The sequence below is a fragment of the Paraliomyxa miuraensis genome, assembly GCF_026337845.1.
Lineage (GTDB): Bacteria > Myxococcota_A > Polyangia > Nannocystales > Nannocystaceae > Paraliomyxa > Paraliomyxa miuraensis.
Genome location: NZ_JAOVZF010000144.1, coordinates 78,759 through 99,293, shown reverse-complemented (window position 1 = coordinate 99,293; position 20,535 = coordinate 78,759). Strand labels below are relative to the sequence as shown.

13 protein-coding genes are annotated in these 20,535 nt (G+C 70.0%); 8 read left to right on the top strand and 5 right to left on the bottom strand.

Translation table 11 applies throughout. The features are described from left to right. Positions 1-174: 174 nt before the first annotated feature. The 3 genes from acnA to OEB96_RS11180 all read left to right on the top strand — a co-directional run bounded on the left by acnA (position 175) and on the right by OEB96_RS11180 (position 4,555). On the top strand, positions 175-2,850 hold the full coding sequence (acnA, locus tag OEB96_RS11190) for an aconitate hydratase AcnA (protein ID WP_266215543.1): 2,676 nt from the start codon (positions 175-177) through the stop codon (positions 2,848-2,850). A 192-nt stretch (positions 2,851-3,042) separates the two neighbouring features. Continuing rightward, complete coding sequence (locus OEB96_RS11185; protein ID WP_266215542.1) at positions 3,043-3,240, top strand: hypothetical protein; 198 nt, start codon at positions 3,043-3,045, stop codon at positions 3,238-3,240. A gap of 286 nt (positions 3,241-3,526) precedes the next feature. Then, positions 3,527-4,555 carry a hypothetical protein gene (locus tag OEB96_RS11180; RefSeq protein WP_266215541.1) on the top strand — a complete coding sequence of 343 codons (1,029 nt, stop codon included), beginning with the start codon at positions 3,527-3,529 and terminating at the stop codon, positions 4,553-4,555. 87 nt (positions 4,556-4,642) lie between these two features. Here the strand turns inward: OEB96_RS11180 and OEB96_RS11175 are convergent, their stop codons facing one another. Then, positions 4,643-6,331 carry a hypothetical protein gene (locus OEB96_RS11175; RefSeq protein ID WP_266215540.1) on the bottom strand — a complete coding sequence of 563 codons (1,689 nt, stop codon included), beginning with the start codon at positions 6,329-6,331 and terminating at the stop codon, positions 4,643-4,645. 189 nt (positions 6,332-6,520) lie between these two features. Between OEB96_RS11175 and OEB96_RS11170 the strand changes: the two genes are divergently transcribed. After that, on the top strand, positions 6,521-7,165 hold the full coding sequence (locus tag OEB96_RS11170; RefSeq protein ID WP_266215539.1) for a hypothetical protein: 645 nt from the start codon (positions 6,521-6,523) through the stop codon (positions 7,163-7,165). On the opposite strand, the gene OEB96_RS11165 is transcribed toward OEB96_RS11170, so the two are convergent. Both OEB96_RS11165 and OEB96_RS11160 read right to left on the bottom strand, forming a co-directional pair. Beyond that, positions 7,166-8,350 (bottom strand): Vgb family protein, encoded by a 1,185-nt coding sequence (locus OEB96_RS11165; protein ID WP_266215538.1) that lies wholly within the window; start codon positions 8,348-8,350, stop codon positions 7,166-7,168. It abuts the gene before it with no gap. A gap of 41 nt (positions 8,351-8,391) precedes the next feature. Next, positions 8,392-10,467, bottom strand: coding sequence for a S9 family peptidase (locus OEB96_RS11160; protein WP_266215537.1), 2,076 nt, complete (start codon positions 10,465-10,467; stop codon positions 8,392-8,394). 124 nt (positions 10,468-10,591) lie between these two features. Here OEB96_RS11160 and OEB96_RS11155 point away from each other — a divergent pair, with 124 nt between their 5' ends. Together OEB96_RS11155 and OEB96_RS11150 are read left to right on the top strand one after the other, a co-directional pair. Beyond that, a complete protein-coding gene (locus tag OEB96_RS11155; RefSeq protein ID WP_266215536.1) occupies positions 10,592-12,535 on the top strand; it encodes a right-handed parallel beta-helix repeat-containing protein in 1,944 nt (647 codons plus the stop codon). A gap of 51 nt (positions 12,536-12,586) precedes the next feature. Further along, complete coding sequence (locus OEB96_RS11150) at positions 12,587-13,579, top strand: hypothetical protein (protein WP_266215535.1); 993 nt, start codon at positions 12,587-12,589, stop codon at positions 13,577-13,579. Positions 13,580-13,610: 31 nt separating this feature from the next. Here the strand turns inward: OEB96_RS11150 and OEB96_RS11145 are convergent, their stop codons facing one another. Continuing rightward, on the bottom strand, positions 13,611-14,114 hold the full coding sequence (locus OEB96_RS11145) for an FHA domain-containing protein (RefSeq protein ID WP_266215534.1): 504 nt from the start codon (positions 14,112-14,114) through the stop codon (positions 13,611-13,613). 206 nt (positions 14,115-14,320) lie between these two features. On the opposite strand from OEB96_RS11145, the gene OEB96_RS11140 reads away from it, so the two are divergent. Beyond that, a complete protein-coding gene (locus OEB96_RS11140; protein ID WP_266215533.1) occupies positions 14,321-16,075 on the top strand; it encodes a L,D-transpeptidase in 1,755 nt (584 codons plus the stop codon). 54 nt (positions 16,076-16,129) lie between these two features. Continuing rightward, a complete protein-coding gene (locus tag OEB96_RS11135) occupies positions 16,130-17,533 on the top strand; it encodes a hypothetical protein (RefSeq protein WP_266215532.1) in 1,404 nt (467 codons plus the stop codon). Positions 17,534-17,573: 40 nt separating this feature from the next. Here the strand turns inward: OEB96_RS11135 and OEB96_RS11130 are convergent, their stop codons facing one another. After that, positions 17,574-20,441 carry a serine/threonine-protein kinase gene (locus OEB96_RS11130; protein ID WP_266215531.1) on the bottom strand — a complete coding sequence of 956 codons (2,868 nt, stop codon included), beginning with the start codon at positions 20,439-20,441 and terminating at the stop codon, positions 17,574-17,576. Between the last annotated feature and the right edge of the window lie 94 nt (positions 20,442-20,535).

The window sequence follows — 20,535 nt, the reverse complement described above, 5'->3', positions numbered from 1 at the left end:
GCCCTGTCGGCCTGCCCCCACGAGGCCACGCCCAAACCCACAAATGACGCGCGGTCGGCTCGCCGCCCCCATTCGACAACCCGTGCGGCCCATTGCAAGATGCGCCCGCCGAGCCCACCCCCCTCCGCGATGTACGGCGCGGTGCGGTGCGGCCGGCCAGGGAGCAATCGGAGTATGACGCAGAACAACCTCGACTCGTTTGGCGCGCGCTCGACTCTCACCGTGGGTGATCGCAGCTACGAGATCTACCGCCTCGACGCCCTGCGCAGCGCTGGCGTGGGCCACGTGGACCGTCTGCCGTTCTCGCTGCGGGTGCTGGTCGAGAACCTGCTGCGCAACGAGGACGGGGTCGCCGTCACCCAGGCCGACATCACCGCCGCCGCCTCGTGGGACGCCAAGGCCGAGCCCACGGTGGAGATCGCCTATCACCCCGCGCGCGTGCTCCTGCAGGACTTCACCGGCGTGCCCGCGGTGGTCGATCTGGCGGCCATGCGCGACGCGATCAAGACCATGGGCGGCGACCCGCAGCGCATCAACCCGCTCGAGCCCGCCGACCTCGTCATCGATCACTCCGTGCAGATCGACCACTTCGGCACCGACCAGGCCTTCGGCCTCAATGTCCAGCTCGAGTACCAGCGCAACCGCGAGCGCTACGCCTTCCTGCGCTGGGGCCAGGAGTCCTTCGGCAACTTCAGCGTGGTCCCGCCCGGCACCGGCATCTGCCACCAGGTCAACCTCGAGTACCTCGGCCGCACCGTGTGGACCAAGCAGGTCGGCGACGTCACGCAGGCCTATCCCGACACGCTGGTCGGCACCGACTCGCACACCACCATGATCAACGGCCTGTCCGTGCTCGGGTGGGGCGTGGGTGGCATCGAGGCCGAGGCCGCCATGCTCGGCCAGCCGGTCTCGATGCTCCTGCCCCAGGTGGTCGGCTTTCGCCTGCACGGCACCCTGGCCGAGGGCGCCACCGCCACCGACCTCGTGCTCACCGTCACCCAGATGCTGCGCAAGAAGGGCGTGGTGGGCAAGTTCGTCGAGTTCTACGGCCCCGGCCTCGACAGCCTCTCGCTGCCCGACCGGGCGACCATCGCCAACATGGCGCCCGAGTACGGCGCCACCTGCGGGTTCTTCCCCATCGACGACGAGACGCTCTCGTTCCTGCGCTTCACCAATCGGCCGCAGGAGTCCGTGGCCCTGGTGGAGGCCTACGCCAAGGAGCAGGGCTTGTTTCGCACCAAGGACACGCCCGACCCCGAGTTCACCGACACGCTCGAGCTCGATCTGTCGACCGTGGAGCCCAGCATTGCCGGGCCCAAGCGCCCGCAGGATCGGATCCCGCTGCGGGCCTCGCAGGGGGCGTGGCGCGAGCTCATCGGCGACAAGGCCAAGGCCGGGCCCGTGGCCGTTCGGGGCAAGGACTACTCGCTCTCGCACGGCAGCGTGGTGATCGCCGCGATCACCTCGTGCACCAACACCTCCAACCCCTCGGTGCTCGTGGCCGCCGGCCTGCTCGCCCGCAAGGCCGCCGCGCTCGGCCTGCGTCGCAAGCCGTGGGTCAAGACCAGCCTCGCCCCTGGCTCGCGGGTGGTGACCGAGTATCTCGCCAAGTCGGGCCTATTGAACGACCTCGAGACGCTCGGCTTCAACGTGGTCGGCTATGGCTGTACCACCTGCATCGGCAACTCCGGGCCGCTCGCGGACGAGATCGTGGAGGCGATCGACGCTGGTGATCTGGTGGCCGCCTCGGTGCTCTCGGGCAACCGCAACTTCGAGGGTCGCATCAGCCCCAACGTGCGGGCCAACTATCTCGCCTCGCCCCCGCTGGTGGTGGCCTACGCCATCGCCGGGCACATGGACTTCGACCTCCAAGAGAGCCCGATCGGCCAGGACGCCAGCGGCAACGACGTGTTCCTGAAGGACGTGTGGCCCTCGCCGCAGGAGGTCCGCGACGTCGTGCGTCAGTGCCTGGGCGCCGAGATGTTCGCGCAGCAGTACGCCTCGGTGTTCGAGGGCGACGAGAGCTGGCAGCGGCTCGCCACGCCCAAGGGCGAGCTCTACGCGTGGGACGACGGCAGCACCTACGTGCGCAACCCGCCCTACTTCGAGGGCATGAGCCGCGACAAGGCGCCGCTGGCCGACATCACCGGGGCGCGCGTGCTGGCCAAGCTCGGGGACAGCGTCACCACCGATCACATCTCGCCTGCCGGCAACATCCCCAAGAGCGGGCCGGCCGGGAAGTACCTCGTCGAGCACGGGGTGGAGCCCAAGGACTTCAACTCGTTCGGTGCGCGGCGGGGCAATCACGAGGTGATGATCCGCGGGACCTTCGCCAACATCCGGCTGCGCAACCAGCTCGCGCCCGGGACCGAGGGCGGCGTCACGCGGCACATTCCGAGCGGCGAGCAGATGAGCATCTACGACGCCTCGGTGAAGTACCGCGACGAGGGCGTGCCGCTGGTCGTGCTCGGCGGGGTCGAGTACGGGACCGGGTCGTCGCGCGACTGGGCCGCCAAGGGGACGATCCTGCTCGGGGTCAAGGCGGTGATCGTCAAGAGCTTCGAGCGGATCCACCGCAGCAACCTGGTGGGGATGGGCGTGCTGCCGTGCGTGTACAAGGACGGTGAGGACGCGCAGACCCTCGGGCTGACCGGCGAGGAGGAGTTCAGCATCACCGGGATCGCCGAGGGGCTGACGCCCAAGAAGATGGTGAAGGTCAGCGCCAAGGCGGCCGATGGCTCCGTCAAGGAGTTCGAGGTCGTGGCGCGGCTGGATACGCCGAACGAGGTCGAGTACTACGAGAATGGGGGCATCTTGCAGTACGTGCTGCGGCGGATGCTCAAGGAGTAGGGCGGCGGGGCCGACGGCGCGCGCCCGGTCCTCACGAGACCAGCGGGGCGGTTCTTCCACGGGAGGCCGCCCCGTCGTCGTTCCGAGGGTCGTGAAATGGCACCTGGCAACGTGAGTGACTCGATGTGAGCGACTCGACGTGAGCGACGTCGCCCTCTTCCCTTCGACCACAGGTGCTATCCTGGGCGTACCGTGGAGCGTGATCCCCTCCTGCTCACCCCCGAGAACTTCGCCGACCACATACGAGCGGGTCGGGGGCCCGCGGCCCAAGCAGCCATCGACCACGGGCTCGACCTGACCCTACTCGAGCGAAACCTCGCGCTGACTCCCACCGAGCGCATGCAGCAACATGATGAGGCGCTGAGACTCTACTTCGGGCGACGGCGATGAGTCGAGCCCGGGCCCCCCAACAGAACGAGCGACTGCTTCGGGTCCTCTTGGAGGGCGGCGTCGAACTCGTGATCATCGGAGGCGTGGCCGCGCTGTTGCACGGGTCCTCACGAATGACGGTGGACAACCTCACCCGACTGCTCGCCGCGCTCGCTCCGTTCTCGCCACGGCATGCCACCAGACCCGACCTGAGCCCCGGTTCCCGGTCGAAGCCGTCGACCATCGAGCACTTCAGCGGGGGACACCCAGGACGCCTCGGCACCCCCTACGTGCTAGCGTCGCCGTGGTGCTTCGCCCCGTCGCCTCGTACCGCGTGCTCGGCTCGCCGCCACCGCGCCGTACCTTTCCCCGTCCGAAACTCGAGCTCGAGGTCGAGCATCAAGCCTGGCTCGTCGACACCACCAGCACCTCGGTCGCCGCGTTCTGGCTCGATGGCTCCCTGTGGCTCAGCGGCCACGATGCCTACGCCATCGGCTCCGGCACCCGCGCGCGGCTCCCCCCAAGCGAAGCATCCCCACCAGGTCTCGAGAACCCAGAGCCTCGCTCGTGGGTCTCGCTCGTCCCCAAGCCCAACATCCGCTACGTCGTGACCGCAGGGGCGGCCCAAGCCCCCGACCCCACGCGCACCGATCCCACCGCCCTGCTCGACCAGATCCTCGACGTCCCACCCCCGCCCAAGCCGGGCCTCCTCGCCAAGGCCCTTGGCATGCAAGCCTTGCCTCCCGAGGCCGCCGCGCTGATCATCGACACCACCGACGAGCCTCCTCCCGCCGATCTCCCCGCCTGGCTCGCCGACCTCCAGGCCCGCACCATCGATCTGAGCTGGGTGGCCAACGAGAGCGGGCCCGGCCTGGTCCACTCGTTTCGCGCGCCCATGCACGACGAGACCAACGTCCGCGCAGCGCTCCTCGACCACGCTCGCGAAGATCCCGAGCTCACCGCTCTCATCCGCGAGCACGCCGAGATCTGGCTCCTCGACGGCGGTGGCGAACCCGTCGAGGAAGGGCGGCTGATCCCCGACGATCCAACGCGCGGATGGATCGAGGACCTCGAGCTCGACGCCGTCGCCCGATGCATCGGTGGGCGCGCGGGCTCATGGCTGGACCCCTACACCAGGCAAGCACGCCTGGCCTGGGATCTCGTCCTCCCCGGCGAAGCGGTGCTCGCCAGCTTGCGCGAGCTCGTCGAGCAGCCAACGATCGTCGCCGTCGTATCGGCCACGGAAGAGCCCGTGCTCGCCGTTCACCTGGTGGGTGGCATCGACCGCCAGAGCGGCGAGCTCGTTGGCTTTGCCCTCCAGCGCATCTGGACCTGATCACTCACGCCTGCTCGGAGCACGAAACCAACGGGCAGTTTCCCCGCACGACGACGACACGGGCCCCGCCCACCCGGCGACGGCCGCCTACTGCGTCAAGCGATCGGCGCGGTGATACACCGTCACCGCCCCCCGCTCCGCTCGATACGTCCTCCCCGGGCTCACCAGCTCCACCGCCTTCGCCCGCTCGAACGCCTCGGTCAACGGTGCCCGCACGGTCATGCGCGGTCCCTCGGACCATGGGCTCACCTGCACGGGCACTTCCTCCACCGCCCCGTCCTCGCCCACGTACCGCAGCACGTGATCCGCCGCCGCCCGCGTCACCCAGCCGCGATCGGTCCACCACGTCGCCTCCCCGCTCACGGGATCGATCGACCCCACGAGCACCGCCTGCTGATCCACCGCCCCCATCCCCGACGCATCCCAGCTCGAGAGCGTGCGAATGCGCTGGAAGGTCGCCTCCCACTGCCAGTCGGAGGCCCACACGGGACTGCAGTAGCTCATGTAGTCGGTGTGCCCCTCGGACACGCGGATCTGCCCGTCGCGCGTGCCCCAGCCCCACGCGCCGATCTGGCCCTCGGGATGGGGATAGGTGGGATCGGGCCCGCCTGCCTGCACTCCGGGACAGGCCACGTGCTGACGCCCCTGGGTGTGCCCCACCTCGTGCACGAAGGTGGTGGCGCCAATGTCCAGCAACCCCGAACCATCGGGCGCATCGAGCTCGATCGCCCCAATGGCCACCCGCTCCCCCGCACTACCCATCGAGTCGTCGGGCAAGCCGGCCGCCACCCCCAGCACACAGCCGGGCAGCCCCCCAAAGCCGATGCACTGCGCACAGTTGTCGAAGATCCCGTAGTAGTAGACGTTGGGATCGGGCTGATCGCCCGCGCGCAGCTGCTGGATCCGGTTGAGCAAGGTGAAGAAGTCGTTGGCGTCGGCCAGGTTCAGGTCGTCGACCACATAGGGCTCGTGGACCTCGAGCTCCACGCGCTCGACGGGGTTTTGCTGGTACATCGCCTCTTCGTAGGCCGCGATGACCTCGGGCGAGGTGTCGAAGGTCGCCGTGCACGCGGCGCTCTCGTACTGCACGGGGACCAGCATCACCCGCATGACCAGCTCGCCATCTTCCACGCCCACGAAGTTGGGCCCGTCGGCGGGCAGCCGGGGAGCCGCGGGGTCGGGCTCGGGCAGGCCCTCCCAGCCGGTCGGCGCGGCCTCGAAGAGCTCCACCTCGAACTGCACGAACGGCTGCATCATCTCGGCCGGGACCACCAGCATGAAGGTGGAGTCGAGCGCGTCCTCGGCCTGGGCCGAGTCGGCCGTGATCATCGCCACGCCGCTGACCACATCCACGGTGCCATCGAGCTGGTGCAGGCTGATCCGCGCCTCGAGCTCGCGAGGCACCCACGCCGCATCGTCCACGTCGACGCGAACCCGGAACAGGGTGTCGCGCAGCCGGGGAATCGGCGCATTGCGACCACTGCCGTCGACCCACTCGCCATCGCGACCCACCGGGACCGCCACGCCCGAGTTGGTCTCGACCAGGGAGATCCGCACCGCGCGGGCCGGCACGTCCGCCGCATCACCGGTGGTGGTGCCGGTGTCGTCGGCCACCGCGGTGGTCTCACCGGTCTCGCCCGTGTTGCCCGTATCGCCCGAGCTCGCCTCGGTCCCGCTGCCATCCCCCGTCTCGGGTGCATCGGGCGTGCACCCGAGCGCCAGCAGCACGATCGACGACAGAGCCCAGGGAAGGGGACGGCAAGCCAGGGTTGACATGGGCGGATGATGAAGGGGTTCGAGATGGGAGGAATAGGATTAATCTCCCATCTGAGGCGAATTCGGCCAGCTCCACCCGGACTGCGTAATTCGTCGTTCTGAGGCCGGTCCAGCGGTTTCACACGAGGTTCATCGCGTCCACGGACGATTCACTGGCCGCTTGGGGGCCCTCGCCTCAGGCTCCACCCCATGGCCCTTGGAACTGCGATGACCGCGATGTTGCTGATGTGCGATCCCACCGCCTCCGCGTGCACGAGCGCCGATGCGCTCGACCATACCGACGAGGCACACGATCTCGACGAGTACGGACCCGCCCCGCTCGAGGCCGAGCCGGCCCCGCTCGCGTACGACGAGGTCTCCGCTTCGGCCCGGCCCGCCGACGCGCGCAAGTGGGACGGCGGCCTGCACTTCTCGCTGGGGCTCGCGCCCATGTCCACCCTGCACGCGCAGGGCTTCCACCCGGGCGTGCGCTGGGACATCGAGACCGGCATGGCCTGGAGGCGCGGTCGCATGAAGATCTCCGTGGGCCCCGACATCCACATCCTCCAGTACTACGGACGCCGCAAGCCGGGGTTCGGCGTGGATGCGATGGCGACCCTGAGCCTGCGGCACGTCTACGTGCGAGTGGGAGCGGGCACGGCCACCGGGATCCCGGCCCGCCTCGACATCGACGACGTGCGACCGATGATGGGCGGACTCGTGGGCGGCGGCTTCGTGGGCCGGATCAAGGACGTGGAAGGCCGCATCGGCCTCGACTACGACGTCCGCATGGACACCACCGGGCGCGTGGCCCAGACCGTGCTGGTGGCCATGCGGCTGTCGTTCGGGCCGTAGCTATTGCGGCTCCACCACGAAGGCCACCCCGATCGGGCGGACCAGCGCGGAGTCCGGGCCCACGAAGATCGCCCCGGAGAGCCCATCGCCGGGGAGTGGATCGCCGGTGGCGGCATCGAAGCGCAGCAGCACCCCTGGCCCGGTGTCATCGGCGGTGTCGAAGGCGGGCACGTAGATCTCGCCATCGCTGCCAAAGGCCAGCGCCCCGGTGGCGGCTCCCATGACGTAGCTGGTGCTCACCTCCCAGACCACGGCGCCCATGGCATCGTGGCGGCGCAGCCCGCCCGCGAAGTCGGTGGTGTAGAGATCACACGCTCCGCCGTCGCAATCGGGACCGAACGCCACCCCCAGCATGCTCACGAAGCCGAGACTGTCGGGCAGCGGGGTGGGCTGCTGCACGTGCACGGTGGACTGCCCGGTGCCCAGGTCGAAGCGCAGGACCTCGCTGGGCAGGCCGGGGAAGGTGGGCATGCCGTCCATCGCCACGCTGCCCTGGGTGCTCACGTAGAGGGCACCATCGGGGCCGAGCTTCACGTCGTTGGGACCGTTGAGGCCGCCGGGCATCCCGTCGCCCGAGGCAAACACGTCCACGAAGTCCCCGGTGGTGTCGTCGTAGCGCAGCAGCTCGTCGGTGAGGAAGCTGGCCACGTAGATCATGCCGTCGCCGCCAAAGGCAAAGCCATAGGGACGGTGCAGGCCCCCGCCCATGATGAAGGTGTCGACCAGATCTCCGGTGGTCGCATCGAAGCGCAGGATGGCCGAGGTCTCGGGGGTGTCGCCGCTGGCGACGTAGAGCATGCCATCGCGTATCAACAACGTGTCGGGATGGTAGAGGCCTCCGGTTCCGGCCGCGACCATCGTGCCGTCGATCAGGCCGGTCTCGGCATCGATGCGGATCACGTCGTCGCCGCGGGTGTTGCCCACCAGCACCCACGAGCGCGGCTCGACCGTGCCGGTGGTGGTGTCCTCGCCGGTCGAGCTCGAGTCGACGGTGCTGGTGCTCGAGTCGGACGAGCTACCGGTCGAGCCGGTCGAGCCGGAATCGGTCGGGGCCGCAGTGGTGTCACCATCGGTCGTCTCCGAGCCCGAGCTCGTGTCCTCTGCCTCGGGCTCGGGGCATGCCACCAGCAGCAGCGAGAGGGAAGAAAGGGCCAGCAGGCCCACATGTCGCAACGTCCCATTCATGCGGGGGAGGGTAGTGCACCAGGGCGGGCGTTGGCGCTCATCTACCCCTTGACGTGCTCGTCGAGCCACTCGCAGAGCCGAGCGGCGAAGTCGATCTGGTGCGCCCGCTCGCGCAGCCCGTGCCCCTCCCGGGGGTAGAGCACGATCTCGGTCTTCGTCCCGGCATGGCGCAGCGCTCGGTAGAGCTCCTTGGCCTGCTCGGGCGGCACGCGGGTGTCGTCCATGCCATGCACCACCAGCGTGGCGGTGGTGCTGCCGGTGGTGTGGGCCATGGGCGAGCGCTCCCACGCCAGCGTGGGCTCGTCGTAGGGCCACAGGGTCCAGTGCACCAGCGAGTTCTCGTGCTCGATCTCGCTGGTACCGGTAAAGGAGATCCAGTTGGTGATCGCGGCCGAGACCACCGCGGCCCGAAAGCGCTTGGAGTGCTTGGTGGCGGCGAGGCCGGAGAAGTAGCCGCCGTAGCTCCAGCCGGCCATGCCCACGCGCTCGGGGTCGACCAGGCCCTCGGCCACCAGGTGGTCGATCCCGGCCAGCACGTCCTCGAATTCCTTGCCGCCCAGATCGCCCTGGTCGGACTTGCCGAACGCCACCCCGCGACCCGACGAGCCGCGGTAGTTGGGCTCGAGCACCACGTAGCCCCGGGTGGCCAAGAGCTGCGTGGGGTAGCCCGAGCGCGTGTTCCAGCCGTCGAGCGAGATGCCCTCGGGGCCACCATGGACCAGTAGGGCCAGCGGGTAGCGCTTGCCTGCCTCGTAGCCCACCGGCTTGGTCAGCACGCCCTCGATCTCCACGCCATCGGCCGCCTTCCAGCGCGCGATGCTGCGGTCGCCCAGGCGCACCGCGTCGAGCCCGGGGTTGTGATGGGTGACGCGGCGCAGCTTGCCACCGCCCAGGGGGAGAGGACCGGCGTAGAGCTCGCGCGGATGATCGGCGCGCTCGCCCGCACAGGCCGCGACCGAGCCGCTGGCGTTGGCATCGAAGGAGAAGCACACGGGCCCCGTGTCACCCAGCGCCTTGCGGGCCCCATCGGTCCCGACGCGGTGCAGCGTGGTGCGCGTCCCTTCGTTGGCCAGCATCAGCACGGTGTCCTTGGCGACCCAGTCGATCCACTGTCCCGTGCCTTCGTAGTCCATGGTGAGCGCCCGAGCCCTGGCGCCGGGCGTGCCTCCGGCGGTGGAGACCACGTGCAGCACCCCGGCGGTGGGATCGTGCAGATCCGCCGCCCCGAGGAACGCGAGCTGCGAGCCATCGGGCGACCACGCCATGTGGGAGAGCTTGCCCGCCGTCTCGCACAGCGGCTGGGGCTGGGCTGTATCGCCCTTGGCGTCGCCCTTGACGTCGATGGTGTAGAGCCGGCTGTACATCATCGTGGCGTCCACGTCGGCGCGCTCGCTGGCCTGCAGGGCCAGGCGCTTGGAATCGGGCGACCACGCAAGGTGCGACACGTGCAAGCCACGGGGGCTGATGGGCTGGGCCTCCTCGGTGCGCAGGTCCATCACCCACAGCCGATGCATGGTGCCCTGCACGTCGCTCTCCACCCAGTCGCGGCCGGCCTTGCGATCGTCGCTCTCCTTGGCGGTGGGCTGCTGGTCGGCGATGAACGCCAGGCGCTTGCCGTCGGGCGACCACTCGAACTCGTGCACGTTGGCGGGAGCGTTGGTCAGCGGCTCGGCCTCTCCGCCGTCGATCGGCACCGCATAGACCTGGGTATGGGACGTGCCCGGCCGGCGCGAGAGGAACCCGATGCGCTTGCCGTCGGGGGACCACCGCGGAGAGGACGAGCTGGCGCTGGGCGTGGTGAACGAGCGCCCGCCATGCCCCTTGCCGGCGGCGCCGGAGGGCTTGGTCGGCACCACCCAGATCGCGCTGCGCATGCCGGCTGGGCCGTCCATCGCGTCGGGGGGCACGCGCAGCACGTAGGCCACCGTCTTGCCATCGGGCGACAGCGCAACGTCGGCGACGTACTCGAGGTCCACCATGGCCTCCACCGTCAGCACATCGGTTCGAGGCACGCTGGGCACGCTCGCAGCGGGAGCGGACGTTCCTGCCCGGGCCAGCGCGGGCTTGGCACAGCCGAGCAGCAGGAAGGTGAGGGCAAAGGTCGAGAGCCGACGCATGGACGGGGAGGATACACGGGCGCCTCACACGATTCGCCCCCATGAGTTCCTCGGGGTGCCGCCACGGAATCGCGCGTCGACGAAGCGGATCCCGGGCGACCGTGCTCGCGATATGCTGGGCGCCATGATGTCGACGCGCTCGATGCTTCCCCTCGTGAGTGCCCTGGCCGCGGCCCCGCTGCTGGCCGCCTGCCCGGGCGAGGATCCGCCGGTCGACTCCGGTGGCAGCACCGAGTCATCGACGACCAGCGACGCCACGACCGCGTCCGACGGCCCGCTGGACTCGAGCGGCGACTCTCCGACCGCCGGGCCCGACTGCGGCGACCAGATGTGTGGGGCCGACGAGGACTGCGAGACCTGCCCCGGCGATTGCGGGCCCTGCGAGGATCCACCGGTCACCGAGTGCAACGACGGAATCGACAACGACGGCGACGGGCTCGTCGACTGGCAGCTCGACATGGGCTGCTGGAGCGCCGACGACGTGACCGAGGCCAGCGCGCCGCGGGATCAGGAGAGCGGGTTCACCACGTTCGATCTCAGTCCCGACTCGATGGTCGTCTACGTCAGCTCGAGCGACGGCGACGACGCCAACGACGGCCTCTCTCCGCAGACCCCGGTCGCCACGCCGACTCGCGGTGCGGAGCTCGTACGCGATGGCTTCCCGGACTTCTTGCTGTTCAAGCGGGGTGATACCTGGCGGGGCATGGACCTGGGGCCCGATCGCGTTGCCCGGCGCTTCAAGTCCGGGCCCGATCCCGAGCACCCGATCGTGATCTACAGCTACGGCGACTCCACCCAGCGACCTCGCCTTGAGATCGACAAGCCCTTCGTCGACGACGACGGCAACGAGCGCAGCAACATGGCGATCGTGGGCCTGGCCTTCATCTCGTTCCCCAAGATCCCCGGCGACCCGGAGTTCAACGGGGCCGATGGCGGAGCGCTCCGGTTCGTCGGGACCGGGCAGAACATCCTCATCGAGGACGACTACGTCGAGTACGGCGAATTCGTCGTGCAGAACGTGAGCAACGTCGAGGTGCGCAACAACGTGGTGTATCGCAGCTACCACGTCGGCACGTGCCTCGAAGGCGATCCCAGCGGCGACCCGACGTATCGGCCCTCCGGCATGTTCGCGGGGGAGGTCACCGGCCTGCTCATCGAGGGCAACGTGTGGGACGAGAACGGCTGGAACCCCGACGTCCCCGATGCGTGCGCCACCGTCTACAACCACGACCTCTACCTCGCCAGCATCACGGATCTGACCGTTCGCGACAACCTGATCCTCCGCGCCTCCAGCATCGGCATCAAGCTGTCGGCCTCGGGGCCCGGGGCCGCGAGCAACATCGCGATCGAGGGCAACGTGTTCGCGGAGGGCGAGATCGGCATCAGCATGGGGGGCAACGCCAACACCGAGCACCGGTTCGTCGACGCACGGATCGAGGGCAACGTGTTCACGGACATCGGGCGCGCGCAGCCCACGGGGCGCACGCTCACCTGGTACATCGACATCATCGACAACGACGGCACGGAGATCCGCGACAACCTGCTGGTGAACCAGCCGGACCTGGGCAACGCCTACGGCATCCACCTCACCGGCGGCTCGAACCGCGACGTGGTGATCGAGGGCAACTTCATGCACGGTCTCCAGCGCCGCGCGATGTTCGTGGACGCGAATGCCTCCTGGTCGAGCCTGCGCGTGGCGTCCAACACCATGATCGCGGACGCGAGCGAGAACTGCCTGGTGGCCCACAACGGCCCGCTCGGGGCCTTCGAGTACGACGCCAACGCCTATCTCAGCCCCGCGAGCCCCGACCAGTGGTTCTGCATCGACGGCACGGGGTACGACCTGGCGGGGTGGTCGGCCAGTGCACCCGAGACCGGACCGAGCGAGGCCGATGCGGGAGGGGTGGAGGTGCGCAACCTCGACAGCTACGCGGGGGAGCTGGGCTTCGATCCGAGCCTGCCCGCGTTCGCCGAGCAGGCGCGCATGCAGTCGCGGCACGACCATCGGCCCGAGCTGACCGCGCCCGCGGCCAGGGCTTACATCCGCGAGGGCTACTCCGGGGGTTGAGGCCGTGACCGGCCATGACCGGTTGGGGGGAATGCTACCCTCTGCGCGCCCATGCCCACGCGCGACGAGCTGAACCGCTGCCGCTACGACGGATCGGACCGCGGTCACTACGAGAGCTGGTTCCAGCGCGCCAATCACCCGTCGCGACCGCTGGCGTTCTGGATCCGCTACACGATCTTCTCGCCCGCAGGGCGCCCGAACGACGCCGTGGGCGAGCTGTGGGCGATCTGGTTCGACCGCGAGCGTCGGCGGATCGTCGCGGTCAAGGAGGTCCATCCACTGGCAGAGTGCGAGCTGTCGCGCTCGGGGCTGAGCGCCCGCATCGGCGCCGCCACCCTCGACGACGCCAGCCTGCAGGGCCGGGCGCACCACGCCGATCACGAGCTGCAATGGTCGCTGCGCTACGCGGGCGACGAGGCGCCGCTGTTGCTGCTGCCGGCCAGTCTCTACGAGGCCGCGCTGCCCAAGGCCAAGGCGCTGGTGGGCACCCCGCTCGCGCGCTACGACGGTGAGCTGCACGTCGACGGCGAGCGCATCGAGATCGATGGCTGGGTGGGCAGCCAGAACCACAACTGGGGACGCCAGCACACCGACCACTATGCGTGGGGCCAGGTGGCGGGCTTCGACGACGACCCCACCGCGTTCCTCGAGCTGTCGACCGCGCGCATTCGGCTGGGACCGCTGTGGACGCCCTTCTTGACCCCGCTGGTGCTGCGGCTCGGCGGTCGCGAGCATGCGCTGAACTCCGTGGGCCGGGCCCTGCGAGCGCACGGGAGGTTTCGGCCGTTCGAGTGGCGGTTCTCCTCGCACGGGCCCGAGGTGCGCATCGAGGGCACGATCAGCGCCGCGGCCAGCGACTTCGTGGCGCTGCGCTACGACGATCCCCCCGGGGGGACCAAGGTGTGCCTCAACAGCAAGGTGGCTGCGTGTCGATTGCTCGTCGAGCAACCGGGGCAGCCGCCGCGGCGGCTCGAGACGGAGTACCGGGCGGCGTTCGAGATCTTGAGCGACGAGGCGCCCGACGGGATCTCGCCGGTGGCGTGACGGGCAACGGCCGCCAGATCGCTCGTTGCCTTTAGCGGCGTTCGCCGCTCACCAGCTCGTATAGCCCGCCAGCGTCGAGCACCTCGCAGTGCACCCCGCCGAAGGACAGCAGATCGCGGGGCCCCACCGGTATCGCTTGGCCGGGCTGGAGCCGCACCCCATTGCGCCACGTGCCATTGGACGAGCCGAGGTCGACCAGGCTCAGCTGACCACCGGCGCCGACCAGGAAGTGCGCGTGCAGCTTGGACACCACGGGAAAGCGCAGCACCAGGTCGCAGTTCAGGGCCCGACCCACGCTCATGCGCTCGGGGTAGGGATTGCCAGGCCGCTTGGCGACCTTGACCGCTTGCCAGTGCTGAGTGGACGGGATGATCTGCGAGGGATCGTTGGGATCGGACTCGAGGGTCGTAAAGCCGAGGCTCGCCGCATCGTAGGCGGTGGGTGGCTTGAGCAAGTGGAAGCCCTGGTGCTCGGCGATGAACGAGGGACGACCGAGACGCATCGCCGCCGGGAACAGGGACTCGACCACTGCCACCAGGACAGCCTACGACCCTAGAAAGCTGATTTCCACGAGTTGTTTTGGCGACCGGGGGTACGCGGAACGCCGCCTGACGAGGCACCCAACCCGCCCCACGAGCAGGGGTTCGCAATCGGGACGGCATCCGGCGTTCTTCGCGCGTCCAAACGCGGTTTCGCGGGATTCTTCGGGGGTACGCCCCGCGTAGGCTATGCAGGAGCACGATGCGCATGGACGCCACGAAGATCGGGCTGGCGTGCCTTTGGCTGGCCATGGCGTGTGATCACGCCAAGCCCCCGCAGGCGCCACCAACCCGCAACGAGGCCCAGATCCTCGACGAGGATGCCAACGCGGACCCGACCCCTGCCCCCGTGGCCGCCGCGACCCCGTCAGCCGCTCCCCGGCCGGAAGAACCCAGGACCATCGACGTCGGCCCGGCCCTCGTCGACGTGGTGCCGTACTTCGAGGAGCTGCTGCCCGAGCGCCCGCAGGCGCCCGCCGACTACGGCATGCTGGCGTTGAGCCTGCCTCCTCCCGCCGGGGAGGAGCTGGTGGTGCATGCGGTGGCAGGCTACGAGGTGGTGGCCGTCTACGCCGAGCCCGACATCGAGTCCCCCAAGCTGGGCTACGTGCGGCTGGGCACGCGCATGATGGTGAGCGAGAAGCAGGGCACCGATGGCTGCCCCAAGGGCTGGTATGGGCTGCCCGCGGGCGGCTACGCGTGCGCGAGCAAGGGGCTCTTGGTCGACGCCAAGAATCCCCCCTACTTCCCCAAGCCACCGCCGCCCGCTCGCCTGGAAGAGCCGCTGCCCTACCGCTACGCGTACGTGCGCAAGTGGAACAGCCCGATGTGGTGGAAGGTGCCTTCGGCCGCCGAGCAGACGCAGGCGCAGGCCGAGCGAGCCGCGCGCGAAGCCGTGCGCGAGGGCAAGCCGCTGCCGGGTGAGACCAAGCCCGCGACGACGGCGGCGCCGACCACCGCGGCCGATGCCAAGCCCACGATCGCGGCGCCCTCCGTCGCAGTCGCGAAGGACGAGCCCGCGACCGCGGCCCTTCCGGCCCCCGCGGCGCAGGCCAAGCCCCCGAGCGAGACCGCGCCCGTGGTGGCGACGGCCGACCCCGTGCCCGAGCCGCCCAGGCTCCCGCTCAACCCCGACAACCCATGGCTCGAGAAGGGCTTCTTCATCAGCCTGGGGCAGAAGGTCACCGAGGGCGACCAGAGCTGGTGGCACACCGCCCGCGGTGCCTACGTGGAGGCCGAGGCGGCGTACGAGTACGACGCCAAGGACTTCGCGGGCGTCGAGCTGGGCGAGGAGGTCACGTTCCCGTTCGGCTGGGCGATGGTGGAAGAAGCCAAGGTCTACGAGCTCGGCGAGGACGGCGGGCTGAAGGCCGTGTCCACGCTGCCGCGCCGCACCTTCGTGAACCTGAGCGAGGAGCTCGAGCTCGGCGGCAAGACCTACATGACCACGCCCGGCGGCCAGCTGCTGCGCAAGAAGGACCTGCGGCTGGCCGAGGCCCAGCCCATGCCCGAGGGCATCGAGCCATGGGAGCGCTGGATCGACGTGAGCCTGGCCAAGCAGATGCTGGTGGCCTACGAGGGCGACCGCCCCGTCTACGTCACGCTGGTCTCGACCGGCCGCAAGGGCACCAAGGACGAGCCGTTCGACACCCCGCCGGGCCGGTACCGGATCCGCAGCAAGCACGTGTCGACCACCATGGATGGCAACTCGGCGTCGGACGGCAACTACTCGATCCAGGACGTGCCGTGGGCGATGTTCTTCGAGGGTAGCTACGCCCTGCACGGCGCGTTCTGGCACGACGGGTTCGGGCGGGTGCGCAGCCATGGGTGCGTGAACCTCGGGCCCAGCGATGCGCGGTGGATCTTCATGTGGAGCACGCCGTTCTTGCCCGAGGGGTGGCACGGCGTGCATGCGCACGAGGGGAGTCCCGGGACCACGGTGATCGTGCGAGAGTAGCCCGCGCGCGGGGTGCCGCCGCTGCGGGGGTGGCCCAACGCCCGAGGTCTCACGATGCGATCGAACATCCCTTGTCTTGCGCTCCTCCTCTCCGCCGCGGCCTGCGGTGATCCCATCCCCTCGGTGCCGGCCGAGACCGATGCGACCGGCTCGAGCACCGGCAACGACTCGATCGTCATCGACGGTACGAGCACCAGCACCGGTGGCTCGACCGACGCGACCGAGGGCACGGCCGACTCCACCGGAACCAGCAGCAGCGGCAGCAGCACGGCCACCGAGACCGGCTCGTCGACGACCGACACGGGCGACTCGTGTGGCAACGACATGATCGATGCCGGGGAGGAGTGCGACGGAGCCGAGCTGGCCGACGAGACCTGCGTGAGCCAGGGCTACCCCGCGGGCGGCACCCTGGCCTGCAGCGCGAGCTGCCAGCTCGACGCCACGGGCTGCCACGAGTGTGGCAACGACGTGGTCGACCCGGGCGAGGATTGCGACGGCAAGGAGCTCGGAGGCCAGACCTGCGTCGCCCAGGGCTTCGACGCGGGCATCCTCGGGTGCAACGAGGACTGCACGTTCGACACCAGCGTCTGCTACGAGTGCGGCAACGGGGCGCTCGAGCCGGGCGAGATCTGCGACGGGGTCGATCTGGCGGGCGAGACCTGCGTGACCCAGGGCTTCGACGACGGCGTGCTGGCGTGCTCGGCCGCGTGCATGCTCGACGCTTCTGGCTGCATCTCGCTCTCCTGCGGCAACGGGGTGATCGACGGGGCCGACCAGTGCGACGGGGCCGACCTCGGGGGGGAGACCTGCGTCTCGCTGGGCTTCGCCGGTGGCACCCTGGCCTGCGCGGCTGGCTGTGCCTTCGACACCAGCGGCTGTACCACTTGCGGCGACGGAGTCCTCGATCCCGGCGAGTCCTGCGACGGGGCCGACCTCGGCGGCCTGGACTGCGTGGGCCTGGGCGTGGGCTACACCGGCGGCGCGCTGGCGTGTGATGCCTCGTGCCAGCTCGATCCCGTCGGCTGCACGCCCACCTACACCATCGGGTTCTGCCGCCTGCAGTTCCCGCTGACGATCGACGAGCTCGCCGGGACCAACGTGACCGTCTACGGTCGCTTCTACGCCGCGGGTCTCACCGACATGTCCACCGGCAACGACCTGGCCGCCGCCGTGGGCGGCTGGGTGGGCTACGGCCCCGACGGCAGCGATCCCGCGGTGGATCCCGGCTGGGTGTGGACCCCCGCGGTGCCCAACCCGGGCTGGGATGGCAACGTCTTCGGCGAGCCCAACAACGACGAGTACCAGGCCGACCTCGTGGTGCCAGCGCCCGGAGTCTACGACTATGCCTATCGCTTCAGCGGGAACTCGGGCGGGAGCTTCGTCTACTGCGACGGCGATCCGGGCGGCAACACCACGGGGTATGCCCCGGCCGACGCGGGGCAGATGACGTCACTGTGAGGCCGTCCGGCGCCGTGACCGGGTCTGGATCGCGTCGGGCTCAACGAGCGCGTGCGAGCCAGGCCTCGACCTCGTTCGCTCGCTCCTCGTCTCCGGCGGCGAGGTAGTCTTCGCGAGCCTGGCGGGCGGTGGCCAGCACCAGCGCCTCCTCGCGGCCTCCCTGCGCGAGCGCCTTGGCCAGCTCGAAGCGGATGTGCCCGTCGTCGATCTGCTCGCCTTCGCCGGCCGACAGGCGCAGCGCGTGCTCGAGCGTCTCGATGGCCTCCTCGGTCCGACCCAGCGTCCTCTGCACCAGGCCCATCGGGTACAGCGAGGTCCTGACCTCGGACGAGTCGGTCCCGTACACCGCCGTGTGGATGGCCAGGCTCCGCTCGACCAGCGGCAGCGCGGCTTGCTGGTCCGGCAGCTCGACCTGGCACCTCGCGTAGTCGTTGAGCACGGGCGCCAGCGAGACGTGCTCGGGCCCCAGCAGGCGCTCCTGGATCTCCACCGCTTCGCGAAAGTACGAGACCGCCTCGGCGCAGCGCCCCAGATACCTCATGCTCTTGCCGATGGCGCTCAGCGACTGGGCCACCTCGATGTGATCCGAGCCGAACGCCTTGCGCCGGATCTCCATCGCGCGCCGATCGTGATCGATGGCGGTGTCGTAGTCGGCGACGTTGCGGGCGAGCACCGCGAGGTTGTGGTGCGGCAGGGCAAGACGAAAGTGGTCGGGACCCAGGGATCGCTCCCAGTTGGCCAGCACCTGCTCGAGCAGCCGCTTGCCTTCCTCTCGGTCGTCCAGCATGAGCCTCACCGACGCCAAGTTATTGAGCGGCATCACGACATCGGGATGCTCGGGGCCGAGGGCTCGGGCCCAGGCCCGATGCGCCTGCTCGAAGGCCTCACCGGCCTCCGAGATCCGCCCGTCGCGGAACCGCACGTTGCCCAGGTTGTTGATCGCACGGGCGACCTGGGCCGACTCCGGGTCGACCTGGCGCAGCAGCTCGAGCGACTGCTGGTAGTCCTGCTCGGCCTCGGGGTAGTGACCCAGCCCCTCCTGCACATTGCCCCGCGCGCCGAGCAAGCGGCCGAGCATCTCGGGCGGATCGCCGATCCGCTGGGTGGCGGCCTCGGCGTGCCGGACCCACTCCAGCGCGTCCTCGTAGCGCTTGAGCTGCTGACCCAGTAGGTACACCAGCTCGATGGCCACCCGCGCCGACAGCCGATCGTGGCCCACCGACGAGGCCAGGTGGGCGGCCGACTCGAGCGTGGCGACGCCCTGATCGTGCCGACCCACCCGCCCCTGCAGCGTGCCGAGCACGAACAGCGCGTCGGCCAGGGTGGGCTCGTGCCCGAGCGCCTGCGCCCGCTCGGCCAGGCGCTCGGCCTCGACCAGGGCCTGGGCGTACGAGCCCGCGGCCAGCTCCGCCTCCACCCCGGCCATGCTCGACTGGAACGCCAGCACCTGCTGCACGAGCTCGGGATCCTCGGGCACCAGCGCGCCTCCTTCTGCCACCGTGGTGCAGCCCTCGGCCGGCACCAGCTCGGAGACCGCCGCGACGGCGTGCTGCACGACCTCGGGGCGCGCGGTGGCCAGCACCTCGGTCAGCGCGTCCAGCTCCTGCCGGCGGCGCTCGAGGCACGCCATCATGCGATCGCCATCCGCGGAGGGCCGCGAGGTCAGGCCCAGACCCGTGCGACACGCCTCCTGGCGCGTGTCCAGCCATGCGTCCACCTGGGCGTCCAGGCGGGGCTCGAGCCGCGACCAGGCGGCCGCGGCGTAGGGCTCGGTGCTGCTCGCGAAGGCCGCGGCGACCGACGCTCTACGCTCGGCATCCCACGCCGCGCCGAGCACCGAGGGATCGCGCGGGCATGGAGGCTCGGCCGCTGGTGCCGACGCGAACAGGAGCGCGCCAAGGGCCAGCACGCCTCCGGCCGCGAGCGTCGCGGTCGTGCGGCGGCGGGTCTGCCCAGCCGCCCGCGACAGCGCCCGCAAGAGCGCGTCCATCGTCTCGTACCGCTCGCCGGGCTTGCTCGCGAGCCCTCGTCGCAGCACGGCGAACACCGCCCGTGGGATCCGTGACGAGCGCGGCGGTGCCACGAGCTCGTCGTGGATCTGCGCCCGCAGCAGCTCGACGTCGGTGGGTCCTTCGAAGGGGCGCTGGTCGTAGAGCGCCATGTAGAGCGCCACGCAGAACGCGAACAGATCGCAGCGCTGATCGACCGCCTCGCCCATGCGCTGCTCGGGCGCCATGTAGAGCGGGGTCCCCAGCACCGTGCCGGTCGCCGTCATGCGCTCGTCCACGATGCTGATCGAGCGCTCCGCGCTGCTCTGCACCAACTTGGTCGAAGGCGCGATCGTGCCGAATCGAGCGAGTCCGAAGTCCGCGACCCGAGGGCGCCCCAGGGGATCGATGAGGACGTTGCTCGGCTTGAAGTCACGGTGGACGATGTCCGCCGCGTGGGCCGCGGCCAGGCCCGCCCCCGCCTGCGCGAACATGGCCAGGATCTCCGGCCACGGGCGCGGGCGGTCGTCGAGCCACTCGCGCAGCGTGGGGCCCTCGATCAGCTCCATCGCGAGCACGAGCTGCCCCTCGACCACGGTGACGTCGAAGATGGTGACCACGTTGGGGTGAGACAGATGCGCCAGCGCCTGAGCCTCGCGGCGCATGCGGTCGCGAGCGTCGTCGAGCCTGCTGCTCCCGTCGTGGCCGCGCAGGACCTTGAGGGCGACCTTGCGGTCGAGCACGGGATCGTGAGCGGCATGGACCAAGCCCATGCCGCCCCGGCCGAGCACCCCGTGGATCTGGTAGCGGCCGAGCACGACGCCCGCGGGGAACGGCACGTCCTCGGACCCGACCGAGGGTGGATCGGCCGGGCCCTGGAACTTCGTTTCCTCGTCGTCGGTGCTGGGTTCGCGTTCCACCGCGCGAACAGTCTACTGGATCCGGAACGCGCTCGCCGAGGCACCGTTGGTGGGAGCTGCTCGTGATGCAGCAGCCCCCGGCATGGGCGCGGCC